The organism is Achromobacter ruhlandii, from assembly GCF_902859695.1.
Lineage (GTDB): Bacteria > Pseudomonadota > Gammaproteobacteria > Burkholderiales > Burkholderiaceae_B > Achromobacter > Achromobacter ruhlandii.
Genome location: NZ_CADIJL010000010.1, coordinates 159,421 through 172,975, shown reverse-complemented (window position 1 = coordinate 172,975; position 13,555 = coordinate 159,421). Strand labels below are relative to the sequence as shown.

17 protein-coding genes are annotated in these 13,555 nt (G+C 69.1%); 7 read left to right on the top strand and 10 right to left on the bottom strand.

Features of this window, described 5'->3' with window-relative positions; all coding sequences use genetic code 11:
- Positions 1-134 precede the first annotated feature (134 nt).
- The 3 genes from mog to HV742_RS14970 are packed head-to-tail and all read left to right on the top strand — an operon-like array spanning position 135 to position 2,053.
- Positions 135-782: a molybdopterin adenylyltransferase gene (gene mog / locus HV742_RS14980; RefSeq protein ID WP_175145822.1), complete on the top strand. Its 648-nt coding sequence runs from the start codon at positions 135-137 to the stop codon at positions 780-782.
- A gap of 39 nt (positions 783-821) precedes the next feature.
- Positions 822-1,169 carry a hypothetical protein gene (locus tag HV742_RS14975; protein WP_049075546.1) on the top strand — a complete coding sequence of 116 codons (348 nt, stop codon included), beginning with the start codon at positions 822-824 and terminating at the stop codon, positions 1,167-1,169.
- Positions 1,169-2,053 (top strand): peptidoglycan DD-metalloendopeptidase family protein, encoded by an 885-nt coding sequence (locus tag HV742_RS14970; protein ID WP_174655162.1) that lies wholly within the window; start codon positions 1,169-1,171, stop codon positions 2,051-2,053. Before HV742_RS14975 ends, HV742_RS14970 begins: the two co-directional genes overlap by 1 nt.
- 13 nt (positions 2,054-2,066) lie before the next feature.
- Here HV742_RS14970 and HV742_RS14965 read toward each other — a convergent pair whose 3' ends face one another.
- From HV742_RS14965 to HV742_RS14945, 5 genes are all read right to left on the bottom strand, one after another.
- The gene (locus tag HV742_RS14965; protein WP_049075544.1) at positions 2,067-2,369 is read right to left on the bottom strand and encodes a hypothetical protein; all 303 of its coding nucleotides are present in this window, start codon (positions 2,367-2,369) and stop codon (positions 2,067-2,069) included.
- 162 nt (positions 2,370-2,531) lie between these two features.
- A complete protein-coding gene (gene infA / locus HV742_RS14960; RefSeq protein WP_049075541.1) occupies positions 2,532-2,795 on the bottom strand; it encodes a translation initiation factor IF-1 in 264 nt (87 codons plus the stop codon).
- A gap of 616 nt (positions 2,796-3,411) precedes the next feature.
- A complete protein-coding gene (locus HV742_RS14955) occupies positions 3,412-3,951 on the bottom strand; it encodes an SRPBCC family protein (RefSeq protein WP_049075540.1) in 540 nt (179 codons plus the stop codon).
- Positions 3,944-4,309, bottom strand: a complete 366-nt coding sequence (locus HV742_RS14950) for an ArsR/SmtB family transcription factor (RefSeq protein ID WP_049075538.1) — start codon at positions 4,307-4,309, stop codon at positions 3,944-3,946. Before HV742_RS14950 ends, HV742_RS14955 begins: the two co-directional genes overlap by 8 nt.
- A gap of 65 nt (positions 4,310-4,374) precedes the next feature.
- Positions 4,375-4,806 (bottom strand): GFA family protein, encoded by a 432-nt coding sequence (locus HV742_RS14945; protein WP_175145821.1) that lies wholly within the window; start codon positions 4,804-4,806, stop codon positions 4,375-4,377.
- A 197-nt stretch (positions 4,807-5,003) separates the two neighbouring features.
- Here HV742_RS14945 and phnC point away from each other — a divergent pair, with 197 nt between their 5' ends.
- The 3 genes from phnC (at position 5,004) to phnE (ending at position 7,728) form a co-directional block, all read left to right on the top strand.
- Positions 5,004-5,846, top strand: a complete 843-nt coding sequence (gene phnC, locus HV742_RS14940) for a phosphonate ABC transporter ATP-binding protein (RefSeq protein WP_175145820.1) — start codon at positions 5,004-5,006, stop codon at positions 5,844-5,846.
- Positions 5,847-5,875: 29 nt separating this feature from the next.
- Positions 5,876-6,856, top strand: coding sequence for a phosphonate ABC transporter substrate-binding protein (gene phnD / locus HV742_RS14935; RefSeq protein ID WP_054417149.1), 981 nt, complete (start codon positions 5,876-5,878; stop codon positions 6,854-6,856).
- 77 nt (positions 6,857-6,933) lie between these two features.
- Positions 6,934-7,728, top strand: coding sequence for a phosphonate ABC transporter, permease protein PhnE (gene phnE, locus HV742_RS14930; RefSeq protein WP_175145819.1), 795 nt, complete (start codon positions 6,934-6,936; stop codon positions 7,726-7,728).
- A gap of 31 nt (positions 7,729-7,759) precedes the next feature.
- On the opposite strand, the gene HV742_RS14925 is transcribed toward phnE, so the two are convergent.
- Genes HV742_RS14925 through HV742_RS14915 form a run of 3 tightly spaced genes read right to left on the bottom strand, consistent with a single transcriptional unit; the run spans position 7,760 to position 11,108 of the window.
- Positions 7,760-8,251, bottom strand: a complete 492-nt coding sequence (locus tag HV742_RS14925; RefSeq protein ID WP_175145818.1) for a GAF domain-containing protein — start codon at positions 8,249-8,251, stop codon at positions 7,760-7,762.
- A complete protein-coding gene (locus HV742_RS14920) occupies positions 8,248-9,219 on the bottom strand; it encodes a Bug family tripartite tricarboxylate transporter substrate binding protein (RefSeq protein ID WP_175145817.1) in 972 nt (323 codons plus the stop codon). The genes HV742_RS14925 and HV742_RS14920 overlap by 4 nt, the downstream gene beginning before the upstream one ends.
- Positions 9,220-9,275: 56 nt before the next feature.
- Positions 9,276-11,108 (bottom strand): gamma-glutamyltransferase family protein, encoded by a 1,833-nt coding sequence (locus HV742_RS14915; protein ID WP_175145816.1) that lies wholly within the window; start codon positions 11,106-11,108, stop codon positions 9,276-9,278.
- 106 nt (positions 11,109-11,214) lie between these two features.
- Here HV742_RS14915 and HV742_RS14910 point away from each other — a divergent pair, with 106 nt between their 5' ends.
- Positions 11,215-12,174, top strand: coding sequence for a LysR family transcriptional regulator (locus HV742_RS14910; RefSeq protein ID WP_054417153.1), 960 nt, complete (start codon positions 11,215-11,217; stop codon positions 12,172-12,174).
- Positions 12,175-12,235: 61 nt separating this feature from the next.
- On the opposite strand, the gene phnN is transcribed toward HV742_RS14910, so the two are convergent.
- Complete coding sequence (phnN, locus tag HV742_RS14905) at positions 12,236-12,814, bottom strand: phosphonate metabolism protein/1,5-bisphosphokinase (PRPP-forming) PhnN (protein ID WP_175145815.1); 579 nt, start codon at positions 12,812-12,814, stop codon at positions 12,236-12,238.
- The gene (locus HV742_RS14900) at positions 12,811-13,554 is read right to left on the bottom strand and encodes a DUF1045 domain-containing protein (protein ID WP_175145814.1); all 744 of its coding nucleotides are present in this window, start codon (positions 13,552-13,554) and stop codon (positions 12,811-12,813) included. Before HV742_RS14900 ends, phnN begins: the two co-directional genes overlap by 4 nt.
- Position 13,555: the final 1 nt, after the last annotated feature.

The following is a 13,555-nucleotide window of genomic DNA, read 5'->3' as shown; positions in this document are numbered from 1 at the left end:
CCGCCATGAGCGCGACAAGCGCGCAAACCCGGGGATTCCCCTTTTTGCCACAGGCGCGGGGCCGGTCGCCGCCAGGCCGGCCGGCGGAGAATGCGATAGCATCCCTTGTCCGACTTCCTTTGCTCCCGTATCCCATGACCGCTCCCGCCCGCATCGCCCGCCGCCATCCCGACGAACTGATCATCGGCCTGGTGTCGATCTCCGACCGCGCCTCGGCCGGCGCCTACCAGGATCAGGGGCTGCCCGCCCTGCGTGAATGGCTGGGCGGGGCGCTGGCCTCGCCCTGGCAGGCGGTGGACCGGCTGATCCCGGACGAGGCCGCGCGCATTTCCGAGACGCTCATCGAGCTGGTCGACACCTGCGCCTGCGACCTGGTCCTGACCACCGGCGGCACCGGCCCGTCGCGGCGCGACGTGACGCCCGAGGCCACGCTGGCGGTGGGCACCAAGGAAATGCCGGGCTTCGGCGAGCAGATGCGCCAGATCAGCCTGCGCTTCGTGCCCACGGCGATCCTGTCGCGGCAGGTCGCCGTCATCCGCGAACGGCCATCGCATGCCGCGCTGATCGTCAACCTGCCGGGCCAGCCCAAGGCGATCCGCGAGACTCTCGAAGGCCTGCGCGCCGACGACGGCTCGGTGCTGGTGCCGGGCATCTTCGCCGCCATTCCCTATTGCATCGACCTGATCGGCGGTCCGTATGCCGAGACCCGTCCCGAGGTCATCGCCGCTTTCCGCCCCAAGTCGGCGCGCCGGCCGCAACCGTCGCCGGACGCTGCGGTATAGTTGGCCGCCTCTTTCCATTGATTGCCAGAGAGTCCAGATATGAAGGTCCGCACCGCCTTGTCCCTTGCCACCGTCGTGCTCGCCGTGTCGGCTTGCGCCAACGTCAAAGACGTCCGCGATCGTGATCCGGTGTTCTACGGGTCGACCCAGCGCACGGCCGAGGACTACACCAACTGCGTGGCCGACGCCTGGAAAAGCCTGAACGTGAATTTCGAGCGCAAGCCGGTGCGCAATGGCTTCGAGCTGATCCAGTCGGACAGCCTGGGCGTCGAGGCGGTGCTGACCACCACCACCTGGAAGGGCAAGACCGAGGCCCGCCTGTCGACCCGTATTGCGCGGCGCGACCAGAGCCTGATCGAACCCGCCAACCTGTGTCTGCAACAGTGATGCCGCAACGCCGAGACATGCTGCGGCTGGGCCTGGCCGCGGCGGCTGTGTGCCTGGCCCTGCCGGCGCGCGCCAAGCAGGCGCCGGCCGCGCAGCCGGGCGGCTTCATCAGCCGCAAGCTCAATGCGCCGGTGCCGGGCGGCGTTGCCGTGCTGGCGCTGGGCGACGCCGCGACGGCGCCCGAGGTCACCTACCGCGACCGCCGCGTGCTGGTGGTGCGCGAGGATGGCAGGCAATGGATCGCCGTGGTCGGCATTCCGCTGGCGGTCAAGCCCGGCCAGCAGGAAATAGCCGTGCGCGATGGCGCGGGCACGCGCCAGTTGCCGTTCACCGTGCGCGCCAAGGAGTACGTGGCGCAACACATCACGCTGAAAAACCCGCGCCAGGTCAACCCCGATCCCGACGACATGAAGCGCATCGAGCGCGAAATGGCCGAACAGAGCGCCGCCAACCGCGCCTATCGCGCCGGCGTCACGCCCAGCAATCTGTTGCTGGACCGGCCCGTCAGCGGCGGCCGGCTGTCCAGTCCGTTCGGGCTGCGCCGCTTCTTCAACGGCGAAGAGCGCAATCCGCACTCCGGCCTGGATTTCGCGGTGCCGGCCGGCACGCCGATCAAGGCGCCGGCCGCGGGCGTGGTGTCGCTGGTGGGGGATTATTTCTTCAACGGCAAGACCGTGTTCCTGGACCATGGACAGGGCTTCGTCAGCATGTTCTGCCACATGTCGGCGATCGACGTGAAGGTGGGCGACACGGTCGCCCGGGGCGGGGTGGTGGGCAAGGTTGGCGCCACGGGCCGGGCCACCGGTCCGCACCTGCACTGGAATGTCAGCCTGAACGATGCGCGGGTCGATCCCGCCATCTTCATCGGCGCGTTCAAGCCCTGAGCGGGCACGGCCCTCAGGCGGGCGTGGCGGCCTGGGCCGGCTGCTGCAGCGCGATGCGGTGCAGGATGTACTGGTGCATGCGCTCGGCGTAGCGCATCTTTTCCAGCATGTCGTGCAACTGCACTTCCTGTTCGTCCAGGCAGTTGTCGTACTTGATCTTGGCTTCCGCGTAGGTCAGGCCGGTGTTGCGCAGGCTGTTGATGAACGCTTCACGCGATTGATGCAGCAGGCGCAGGCCTTCCTCCCCCTTGGCGAAGCGTCTTCGCGTCAGGGAAAGCTGGTCGGCCGCGTCTTTCAGTTCCTGTGTCAGATCCATCTTGCTGCGTCATGCGTGTTCCGCCGGGCCTGGCGCCGGCGGAGCGCCATTCTTTCACGAACCGGGGTCTTGCGCATTACTACGGCATGGCGCGCGCGAGTTTAAGCCCGCGAGGCGCCCGCCGTGGGGGGCGACAGGCCGGCGGGCGCCGGCCGTCGCCGATCAGCGGCGGTGCTGCGGGGGACGGCTCGGGGCGGGACCGCGTTCGTCCTTGTGGCGGAAGTTGATGCGGCCCTTGGTCAGGTCGTACGGCGACATTTCCAGGGTGACGCGGTCACCGGCCAGGATGCGGATGCGGTGCTTGCGGATGCGGCCGGAGGCGTAGGCGCCCACTTCGATGCCGTTGTCCAGGGTGACGCGGTAGCGGCTATCGGGCAGCACTTCGTCGACGATGCCGTCCAGTTCGATGAGTTCTTCTTTAGCCATTCTCTACTCCTTGATCAATACGCGCCGCCATGCCGTCGGCATGGCGCGCCACCCGGGGATGGCGAGCGCGTTGGACTCTGTTGGCCAGGTCCAGCGGTTGAACGTAAAACGTCCGGGCAAGCGCGGGTATGGGCCACGGCATCCCAAGTGGATGTCTGAAATGACGGATACTCGCGCCGCGAGGGCTGTGTGCGCGTGATGCGCAGCTTGGTCGCGGATCGGCGCTTGTGGCGCGTCGCCGGAAGAAGCGGGTTGGAGTGTCTGCTGCGATACCGGGCGACGCGGTTGCGCCACGGGGCAAGGGCAGGTTTCACCCAAGAAAACCGGTTGCAGCGTTGCAGGAATGCCGGGCGAAAGTCCGGCATGGCCCGCGACTGCGGGCAGGTACTCAGACTGCCACCGAAGGTTGGCACTCAATGTTGTGAACGAAGCCCGGTTTTTGCGGAAAAATCACGGACTTATGTTACTGCAAAGCGCAATGATTAGCCAGTTTTTATCTGCCGGGATGGCGTGATAGTTGCTATTGAACGACTGCGCGGCGGCGGATCCGGCCGTGGCAGTAGCGGCTGGCGCTTTCCCCGCGCCGGCGGGCGCGGGGCGGAGGGCATGGCGTCCCTTATTGCGCGGGGATGCGCGCCTGGTAGTCCTTCTCCCAACGCAGCAGCGCCGACCAGAACGGGCCCGGCTCGCGGCCCGCCAGGCGCGCGGACAGCACGCCCAGGTGCGCATGCCAGCCGCCCGCGACATCGATCATGTCGGCGCGCGAGGCCAGCTTGCGATGGGTCAGCACCAGGCGGGTGCCGTCGCCTTCCGGCGACAGCTCGAACGTCACCTCCGAAGGCTGGCCCTGCGAGCCCCCCCAGGTGAACGCCAGCAGCCGTGGCGGCTCGCAACGGGTGATGAGGCCATGCGTGGTGACACCGTTTTCATAGGGCTTGTAGGGCTCGGGCGTGGGCTCGGCCACGGACGACAGGTCGGCGTGCACGAAGCGCAGCGTGACGCCGCCGCCTTCGCGCAGTTCCATGTCGCCGCTTGCCAGCCATTGCCCGCGCTTGTCGGGTTCGGTCAGGAAGGCCCAGACCCGTTCCACGCTGGCGGGCAGGATGCGGGTAAAGCAAAGGGACGCGGGGCTGGTGACGACACCGTAATCACTCATGTTGGCTCTCCGGGGAGGCGGTCGGGGGCGCATGGGCGGCCAGCGCGGCTTCAAGCGCATCCAGCCGGCCCGACCAGAAATGTTCATAGAAGCGCAGCCATTGCATGGCTTCGGCCATCGGGGCCGGATTCAGGCTGCACACGTGGCTGCGGCCGTTGACGGTCCGCCGCAGCAGGCCGGCCCGTTCCAGCGCCTGCACGTGCTTGGAGGCGCCGGCGAAACTCATGCGCAGGGGCGCGGCCAGTTCACCGATGGTCCGGTCTCCGCCGGCCAGGCGCTGCAGCATGTCGCGGCGCGTGGGATCGGCCAGCGCGCGAAAGACGGCATCCAGGGACGGGGGAGGCAGTGATTCAACCATGAGGTTGAATATATCCCGCCTTGCCGTTTCAATTCAACTGTCTGGTTGAATTTCTGTGTAACCGTTCAGGTGACCGCGTGCGGCAGGGACGTTTCGGCGCCTTCGAACGCGTCCGGGTATTGCGGCAGGGTGTCGGTGATGTCGAACCAGGGCGCCTTGTTCGCCACATGACAGTGCGCGCCTGGCTTGATGCCGGGGTCATCGTCCAGGGCGCCCAGGGGCAGGCCGTAGATGTCGGGCGTCTGGTCGAAGCGGCTGAGCAGCGGCGTGCCGCAGGCCTCGCAGAAGCCACGGTAGTTGCCCGGCGACGAGCAATACCAGGTGACGTGGCTTTCCCCCTTGGTCCAGGCGAAGTCGCTGGCCTGCACGGTGGCGCGGCTGCGGAACGCGGCGCCATGCGACGTGCGGCACATGGCGCAATGGCAATTGAGCGCGTCGGTGAGCGGGCCGGTGATCTGGTAGGCAACACGGCCGCAAAGGCAGGAACCGTTGAGCATGATGACCGCCTGTCGAAAGGGGGGATTGTTTGAATATACCCGCCACCCGCGACGGTGGCGCGGCCTTATGTGACGGATGTCTTTCAGTCGGTTGCCATGGCCCCTATTTTCCGCCAAATGATTCGATTCCCGGGTCATCGCGCTGTCATGCCGCGAAAACAGAATGCGCGAATGAACCATTCCAAGGGGATTCAACGATGACCTACGCCATCGAAGTACAGGGGCTGAGCAAGTCCTTCCATCCCGGCGCCCGGGCGCTGGATAACGTCGACCTGCGCGTGGCCGACGGCGAGATGGTGGCGCTGCTGGGCGCCTCGGGCTCCGGCAAGTCCACCCTGCTGCGCCACCTGGCCGGCTTCGTGGTCGGCGATGCCGGCCAGGGCAGCGTCACGGTCAACGGCCAGTTGATCCAGCGCCATGGCCGCCTGTCGCGGAATGTGCGCGCGGCCCGCGCCGGCATCGGCTTCGTGTTCCAGCAATTCAACCTGGTGGGCCGCCTGCCGGTCATCACCAACGTGCTGACCGGCCTGCTGCCGCGGGTGCCGATGTGGCGCAGCCTGACGCGCGTGTTCCTGCGGGCCGAAGTGCGCCAGGGGCTCGACGCGCTTGCCCAGGTTGGTATAGACGACTACGCATTTCAGCGCGCCTCGACGCTGTCCGGCGGCCAGCAGCAGCGCGCCGCGATCGCCCGCACGCTGGTGCAGAACGCCCGCGTGATCCTGGCCGATGAACCGATCGCCTCGCTCGATCCGGAATCCTCGCGCCGCGTGATGGACACGCTGGCGCACATCAACCGCAGCCGCAAGGTGGCCGTGGTGGTCTCGCTGCACCAGGTCGACGTGGCCCTGCGCTACTGCCCGCGGGTGGTGGCGCTGCGCCACGGCAAGGTGGTCTACGACGGCCCCTCGGCCGAGCTGACGCCGGCCATGCTGCGCGACCTGTACGGCTCGGAACTGAGCGAACTGCTTCCCGAATACGCGCCGCAAGCCCAGCCCCTGCCGGGCCTGGCGCCGCTTTCCCAACAGGCCTACGCGGCCTGACCCCGCCCGTTCCCTACCCGGAGCTTTCCATGCTACGCAGAACCTTTGTTGCCCTGATCGCCGCTGCCGCCTTGTCCACGCAAGTCCATGCGCAAGAGGCCAAGCCGTTGAACTTCGGCATCATCTCGACGGAATCGTCGACCAACCTGAAGTCGGTCTGGCAGCCGGTCATCGACGACCTGAGCCGCGCCATCGGCGTGCCGGTCAAACCGTTCTTCGCTTCGGACTACGCCGGCATCATCGAAGGCATGCGCTTCAACAAGGTGCAGCTGGCCTGGTACGGCAACAAGTCGGCCATCGAGGCGGTGGACCGCGCCAGCGGCGAAGTGTTCGCGTCCGTCATCGACAAGGATGGCAACCCGGGCTACTGGTCGCTGCTGATCGTCAACAAGGACAGCGACATCAAGTCCCTGGACGACCTGCTCAAGCGCCGCGGCCAGCTGACCTACGGCGCCGGCGACCCCAACTCGACCTCGGGCACCGCCGTGCCGGGCTATTACCTGTGGGCCGCCAACAAGATCGAACCCAAGACCTTCTTCAAGGCCGTGCGCGTCAGCAACCACGAAACCAATCTGCTGTCGGTCATCAACAAGCAGGTCGACGTGGCCGTCAACAACACCGAGGCGCTGGAGCGCTATCGCCTGAGCACCGGCAAGGACGCCAACGACAGCGTGCGCATCCTGTGGAAGTCGCCGCTGATCCCGGCCGATCCGCTGGTCATGCGCACCGACCTGCCGGCCGACATGAAGGCCAAGATCCGCGACTTCTTCGTCAACTACGGCAAGGGCAAGGACGCCGCGCGCGAAATGGCCAACCTGAAGGCGCTGACCTATCAGGGCTTCCGCGCCTCGGACAACCAGCAACTGGTGCCGATCCGCCAGATCGAACTGGCGCGTGAAAAGGCCAAGATCGAGGCCGATGCCACCATCGGCCAGGCCGAGAAGCAGAAGCAGTTGGCCGACCTGGACGCCAAGCTGGCCAGCCTGGGCCAACCGACCGCCAAGCAGTAACGATGCCACGCGGCGCTGGCGCTTGCCCCTCAAGCGCCGGCGCCGCGTCCATCCGATTTTTCTATTCCGGAATCCCCATGACCCTGGCCGTGCCTTCTTCCCGTTCCCCCGCCGCCCCGCGCTCGTCGCTGCCGGTCCTGCTCGTATGGGCCTTTGTGCTGGCGCTGCTGGTCATGTCGTGGCGTGGCGCCGACATGCGGCCGCTGGACCTGCTGCGGGACTCGGGCAATATGGCCCAGTTCGCCGCCGACTTCTTTCCGCCCAATTTCCGCGACTGGCGCATGTACCTGGACGAGATGATCGTGACGGTGCAGATCGCCGTGTGGGGCACGTTCCTGGCGATCGTGGTGGCGGTGTCGCTGGGGTTGCTGTGCTCGTCGAACATGGTGCCGGCCTGGGTCTACCAGCCGATGCGGCGCCTGATGGACGCCTGCCGCGCCATCAATGAAATGGTGTTCGCGATGTTGTTCATCGTGGCGGTGGGCCTGGGGCCCTTCGCCGGCGTGCTGGCGCTGTGGGTGCACACCACCGGCGTGCTGGCCAAGTTGTTCTCCGAGGCGGTCGAGGCCATCGACCCGCGTCCGGTGGAAGGCGTGCGCGCCACCGGCGCCAATGCGCTCGAGGAGATCGTCTACGGCGTGATCCCGCAGGTGCTGCCGCTGTGGATCTCGTACTCGCTGTACCGCTTCGAGTCGAACGTGCGCTCGGCCTCGGTGGTGGGCATTGTCGGCGCCGGCGGCATCGGCACCGTGCTGTGGGAAATCATCCGCAGCTTCCGCTACGCCGAGACCTGCGCGGTGATGATCATCATCGTCGGCTTCGTGGTGGTGATCGACATGGCCTCGGCCCGCATCCGCCGCGCGCTGATCTGAGCCCGGGGCGCGCCGAGGCGCGCCCCGCATTTCAACCGGCCGGCGTCAGCGCCAGGAAGGCCGGCAGGGCCAGCAGGCCCGCCAGCCGGGCGGCGGCGATGTCGGCCGGCGTCAGCGCCGCGCGCGGCATTAGGAAGTTGACGGTGCCCAGGCAGGCGCCGTCGAACACCACCGGCACGTTGATCACCGATTGCAGGCCGAGCGCCTGGATCGCGTCATGGTCGTCGAAGAATTCGCGGATCGCGTCGACGCCCTCGCCGATGAAGACCTGGCGTTCGAGCAGCACGTGGCGGCCCCAGGCCGTGCCGCGCTTGTCCTTGCTGCCGCCGGGCGGATAGGCGGCGGCGTTCGAACTGTACAGCCGCACCACCCGCATGCGTTCGGCGTCATGGCGGTTGATGGTGCACAGCGTGTGCCCCAGCGTGGCGTGGGCATGCGCGTCGAGCGCGGCGAAAGCGGCCGGGGCCGAGGCCCCGTCATAGGCCAGCGCCAGGCGTTCGAGGGGGTCGGACGTGAGGCTCATTCGGCGGTGATTCCCAGTTCCTTGATCAGCTTGCCGTACTTGTCGGCGTCGCGCGCCAGCACCTGGCCGAACTGCTCCGGGGTGGTTTCCAGCAGCAGCACGCCCATGTCGCCCATCTTCTTGACCACGTCGGGCCGCTTGAGGATCTTGTTGATCTCCTGGTTCAGGCGCGTGGTCAGTTCGGGCGGCATGCCGGCCGGGCCGAAGGCGCCGTACCAGACCGACAGTTCATAGCCGGGCAGGGTCTCGGCCACGGTCGGCACCTCGGGCAGCAGCGGCGAACGCTGTTCCTCGGTGACGGCCAGCAGCTTGAGCTTGCCGGTCTGCACGTGCGGCAGGGTCTGGGTGCCGGCGCTGAACAGCACCTGGGTGCGGCCGGCCACCGTATCCAGCACAGCCGGCGCGCCGCCGCGGTAGGGGATGTGCATCATCTTCACGCCGGCGGCCTTCTCGAACAGCGCGGCGCTCAGGTGATTGGTCGAGCCCTGGCCGGCCGAGGCGTAGGCCACCTTGTCAGGATTGGCCTTGACGTAGTCGATGAACTCCTTGACGTTGCTGGCCGGCACCGAGGGATGCACCACCATCGTATTGGTGACCAGCGCCAGTTCGGCGATGGGCGTGAAGTCCTTGACGCCGTCGAACGGCATGTTGCCGTACAGCGCCTGGTTCATGGTGTGGGTGCTCATCGAGCCGACCAGCAGCGTATAACCGTCGGGCTTGGCGCGCGCCACGAAGGTGCTGCCGATGTTGCCCGAGGCGCCCGAGCGGTTCTCGACGATGACGGGCTGGCCCAGCGACTGCGTCAGGCCTTCGGACAGCACGCGCGCCAGGATGTCGGTGGAGCCGCCGGCGGCCCACGGCACGATCAGCGTGATCGGCTTTTCGGGCCAGGCCGCGTGCGCCAGCGCGGGCGCGGCGCAGGCCAGGGTGAGGGCGCAGGCGCGCAACAGTCGTCGGATGGTCTTCATGGTGTTTACCCCTTGTGATGTGGCCGGTCTGTGCGCCGGCTGGATGGAAAAATGGTTCATCGGCCGACCGCGTAGCCCTGCATGCCGCGCGGGTTGGCGGCGGCGCGCAGCAGCAGGCCGCCGCCGGCCGCCGGTTCGCGGGTGCAGGCGCTGATGCGGCCTTCGGACCAGTCGGGGCCGACGCGCAGGTCATGGCCGGCCTCGCGCAGCGCCTGCCGCGTGGCCTCGGGCAGGCGGCCTTCGACGGTCAGGCGGTTCAGCGTCAGCGAACGCGGCCAGAACGAGCCCGGGAAATGGTCGATGTGCCAGGACGGCGCGTCGATCGCCGCCTGCAGGTTCAGGCCCATGGCGTGGCGCAGGAAGAAGGACACGGTCCACTGGTCCTGCTGGTCGCCGCCGGGCGTGCCGAAGGCCATGTAGGGCAAGCCGTCGCGCAGCGCCAGGCCGGGCGACAGCGTGGTGCAGGGCCGTTTGCCGGGTTGCAGCTGGCCGGGCACGCCCTCGTCCAGCCAGGTCATCTGCAATCGCGTGGTGAGCGGGAAACCCAGCGCCGGCACCACCGGACTGGACGACAGCCAGCCGCCGGACGGCGTGGCCGCGACCATGTTGCCGTCGCGATCGATGACGTCGATCTGGCAGGTGTCGCCGACGAAGATCTCGCGAGCGGCCCATTCCGCCACCGGCGGCAGCGCCGCGAAGGTCGGCTCGCCCACGCCGAAGCGGGTGTCGGACGCGGCCAGGGTGCGGGCGGCGGCTTCCAGGTCGGGCAGGCGCGGCGCGCGGCCCCCGGGGGAGCCGGGCTGCAGCGTGGTGGCGGCGCGCGGGCCGATGGCGGCGGCGCGCGCGCGGGCGTAGTCGTCGCTCAACAGCGCGGCCAACGGCACGTCGACGAAATCGGGATCGCCGTACCAGGCGGCGCGGTCGGCGAAGGCCAGCTTGGCGGCCTCGGCGATGCGGTGCACGAATTGCGGCGAGGCCGGGTCCAGTCCGTCCATTTGCAGGTGGCGCAGCAGCGCCAGCTGCTGCAGGTGCACCGGGCCTTGGGACCAGACGCCGCACTTGGCCACCGTGTAGCGGCCGTATTGCAGCGTGACCGGATCGTCGTAGCAGGCGCGCCAGTCGGCCAGGTCGGCCTTGCGCAGCAGGCCGCGATTGCGCTGGCCGGTGGTGTCGCGCACCGCTTCATGGGTGTAGTAGGCGTCAATCTCGTCGGCGACGAAGCCGCGATACCAGATGGCCAGCGCGGCGTCGATGCGGCCGGCGCGGTCGGTCGCCGCCGCGTGGGCTTCGTCGAGGATGCGGGTGTAGGTGGCGGCGATGGCCGGCGTGCGCAGCAGCGCGCCGGGCGCGGGCACCTTGCCGTCGGGCAGCCAGACGGCGGCCGAGCTGGTCCATTCGTCGCGGAACAGGGCCTGCACCGCCAGGATGGCCTGCGAGATGCGCGGCACCAGCGGGAAGCCGTTGCGGGCGTAGTCGATGGCCGGGCGCAGCACGTCGGCCAGTTCCCAGGTGCCGTAGTCGCGCAGCATCGTCAACCAGGCACCGAAAGCGCCGGGCACGGTGGCGGGCAGCAGGCCGATGCCGGGCACCAGGTCCACGCCGAGTCCGCGGAAGTAGGCCGGCGTTGCCAGCGCCGGCGCGGGCCCCTGGCCGCACAGCGCGCGCATGCGGCCTTCGCGTTCGCTCCACAGCAGGATCGGCACTTCGCCGCCGGGGCCGTTCAGGTGCGGCTCGACGATCTGCAGCGTGAAGCCGCCGGCCACGGCGGCGTCGAAGGCGTTGCCGCCGCGCTCCAGCACGCCCATGGCGACCTGCGACGCCAGCCAGTGGGTGGATGAGGCGACGCCGAAAGTGCCGCGGATTTCGGGGCGGGTAGTGAAGTCGGACATGGGCGGTCGGGCGGGATGGGGATACGGCGCAGTATAGGATTGTGAAATAACTGATGTACCCATTGTTGGCATAATTGAATAACCAATCAGTTATGAGTAGACCGCCTTGACCTGGGACGCCGCCCGACTCGCCAACCGCCTGCGCCACCGCCATCTGGTGTTGCTGGCGAATATCGCCAAGCACGGCACGCTGACCCGCGTGGCGGCCGCCACCGGCATCAGCCAGCCCGCCGCCACCAAGGCGCTGGCCGAGCTCGAGGACATCTTCGGCGCGCCGCTATTCCTGCGCACCGGGCGCGGCATGCAGCCCACGCCGCTGGGCGAACTGGCGCTGGTGCGGGCCCGCCGCATGCAGGGCGACCTGGACCTGTGGGCGCGCGAGGTCGAGGCGCTGCACGACGGCCGCGCGGCGCATCTGCATGTCGGTGTGGTGCCGTACGTGTCCAGCGCGCTGCTGACCGCCGCCATCGGCCGGCTGCACCAGCGCCACGGCGTGACCCTGACGCTGCACCGCGCCACCACCGACCACCTGGTGCCGATGCTGCGGCGGCACGAGCTCGATTGCATCATCAGCCGGGCGACTTCGACCCTGGCGCAGGATGACCTGACCCATCGCGTGCTGTACCGCCAGCGGCCGCGCCTGATCGCGCACAGCCGATTGGCGCAGCGCCTGGCGCGGCGCGAGGCGGACTGGCCGGCGGTGGCGCGGATGGATTGGGTGCTGCCGGCGGTCAACACGCCGACGCGCCAACTGATTGTCGAGCACTTTATCCGCGCCGGCCTGCGTTCGCCGGCGCCGGTGCTGGAAGCCTATTCCACCGATGTGATCGAGGGCATGCTGAGCGCCAATCCCGCGCTGATGTCGGTGGTGCCGGAGGACATCGCGCGCGAACTGTGCCAGCGCGGCAAGCTGGGCATGGTGCCGTGGGACTTCGGCTGGGAGTTGCCGCCGATCAACCTGATCCGCCGCCGGCGCGAGCAGGCGCTGGCGGCGGAGGAATGCTTTTCCGACATCCTCCTGGAGCTGTGCGCCGACCTGGGGCCGGACGCTCGACCGCGGGCGTAAGGCGCCCGGCTGGAGCGGCCGTGGCGTCGTGGCGGGCGTTTCGCGGCGATGCCGTCGCGGGCTACGCAATCAGGCGGCCGCGGGCGATATCCAGCAGTTCGGCGGTGGCGGCTTCCGGCGCGCCGTTGTTGCCGACACGCAGCAGGCGGCAGCCGTCGGGGACGGGGAAGTCCTGCGCGGCGCGTTGCAGGCGCAGGGCGATCTGTTCGGGCGTTTCGCGGCCGCGCGCCGCCAGCCGCCGCGCCAGTTGCGCGGGGTCGACCGTGATCTCGACCGCGGTCAGCGCCGGATAGCGCCGGTGCGCCTCGGCCAGGTGCGCGCGCGAACCATTGATGATGACGGCCGCGCCGCCCTCCAGCCAGGTGTCGACCTCGATGCCGATGCCGTAGCGCAGGCCATGGCTGGCCCAGTGCAGGGCGAAACAGCCCAGTGCCGCGCGGCGCGCGAATTCCTCGGCGCTCAGGCACAGTGCGTCTTCGGTGGCGCCGCTGTCGCGCGTGATGTAGCGGTGCGCCACCAGCACCGGTTCGTTGTCGCGCAGCCCGGCGCGCAGCCGCCGCAGCAGGGTGTCCTTGCCGCTGCCGGAGGCGCCCATCAGGTAGACCAGGCGTTCGCCGCTGGCGGGAACGGGCGGGTTCATGCCGTCGCCGGTCCTTGCAGGTAGGCCGCGCCCGCCGCGTCGACGTGGCCGCCATCGAAGGGATAGTGGCGCGCGACGATGAAGTCGGCGCCCGCTTGCGGCTGGACATAGACGCTGACGCCGGGCACCGCCATGGGCTGGCCGCGCAGCGGATCGGCGAACGCCGCGATGCCGGCCCGCGCCTGCTCCAGCGCGGCGCCGTCGAGCTTGCCGGTCAGCGTGATGTGGAAGGTGAAGGTGTCGAACACATAGGGGTAGCCCCAGCGCGCCAGCATGGCCTGCTGTTCGGACGACAGCGCGTGCGCCTGGCGCCGGGCCAGTTCGTCGGCGGTGGCGGGCGCGCGCAGGTCGTCCAGGCCGCGCACGGCGGCGGCGGCCAGGGCGTTGATGCGGGCGCGGCCCTCCGCGTCGGTGGCTGCGATGCGCCAGGCCAGGAAGCCGCGCAGCGGCTCGCATTCGAGCTGGATGGCGAAGGCGCTGTCGCCGGCGGCGAGTTGGCGCGCGGCGGCGTCGACGTCCCGCGGCGTGGCGCCGGGGCGCAGACGGAACGGCGGCTTCAGCGTGGCGTGCAGGCCGTAATGGCGCGGCGCCTCGGTCCAGTCGCGCGCGGCCTCGGGCTGGCCGGGCAGCGGCGGCAGGGCCGCGCCGGTGTCGGCGCAGCGGCCCAGCCAGCGGCTGCCGAGTTCACGCCAGGGGCCGGTGGGGGCGAGATACAACGCATAGCGGTGGGCCGACGGCATG

Bases quoted from the DNA above. Each gene is read 5' to 3' on its own strand.
- HV742_RS14925 (WP_175145818.1), bottom strand. From the start codon at position 8,251: ATGAGCCTCACGTCCGACCCCCTCGAACGCCTGGCGCTGGCCTATGAC.
- HV742_RS14945 (WP_175145821.1), bottom strand. From the start codon at position 4,806: ATGCTCAACGGTTCCTGCCTTTGCGGCCGTGTTGCCTACCAGATCACC.
- HV742_RS14900 (WP_175145814.1), bottom strand. From the start codon at position 13,554: ATGCCGTCGGCCCACCGCTATGCGTTGTATCTCGCCCCCACCGGCCCC.
- HV742_RS14915 (WP_175145816.1), bottom strand. From the start codon at position 11,108: ATGTCCGACTTCACTACCCGCCCCGAAATCCGCGGCACTTTCGGCGTC.
- infA (WP_049075541.1), bottom strand. From the start codon at position 2,795: ATGGCTAAAGAAGAACTCATCGAACTGGACGGCATCGTCGACGAAGTG.
- phnN (WP_175145815.1), bottom strand. From the start codon at position 12,814: ATGAACCCGCCCGTTCCCGCCAGCGGCGAACGCCTGGTCTACCTGATG.
- HV742_RS14975 (WP_049075546.1), top strand. From the start codon at position 822: ATGAAGGTCCGCACCGCCTTGTCCCTTGCCACCGTCGTGCTCGCCGTG.
- phnD (WP_054417149.1), top strand. From the start codon at position 5,876: ATGCTACGCAGAACCTTTGTTGCCCTGATCGCCGCTGCCGCCTTGTCC.
- HV742_RS14955 (WP_049075540.1), bottom strand. From the start codon at position 3,951: ATGAGTGATTACGGTGTCGTCACCAGCCCCGCGTCCCTTTGCTTTACC.
- HV742_RS14970 (WP_174655162.1), top strand. From the start codon at position 1,169: ATGCCGCAACGCCGAGACATGCTGCGGCTGGGCCTGGCCGCGGCGGCT.
- mog (WP_175145822.1), top strand. From the start codon at position 135: ATGACCGCTCCCGCCCGCATCGCCCGCCGCCATCCCGACGAACTGATC.
- phnE (WP_175145819.1), top strand. From the start codon at position 6,934: ATGACCCTGGCCGTGCCTTCTTCCCGTTCCCCCGCCGCCCCGCGCTCG.
- HV742_RS14920 (WP_175145817.1), bottom strand. From the start codon at position 9,219: ATGAAGACCATCCGACGACTGTTGCGCGCCTGCGCCCTCACCCTGGCC.
- phnC (WP_175145820.1), top strand. From the start codon at position 5,004: ATGACCTACGCCATCGAAGTACAGGGGCTGAGCAAGTCCTTCCATCCC.
- HV742_RS14965 (WP_049075544.1), bottom strand. From the start codon at position 2,369: ATGGATCTGACACAGGAACTGAAAGACGCGGCCGACCAGCTTTCCCTG.
- HV742_RS14950 (WP_049075538.1), bottom strand. From the start codon at position 4,309: ATGGTTGAATCACTGCCTCCCCCGTCCCTGGATGCCGTCTTTCGCGCG.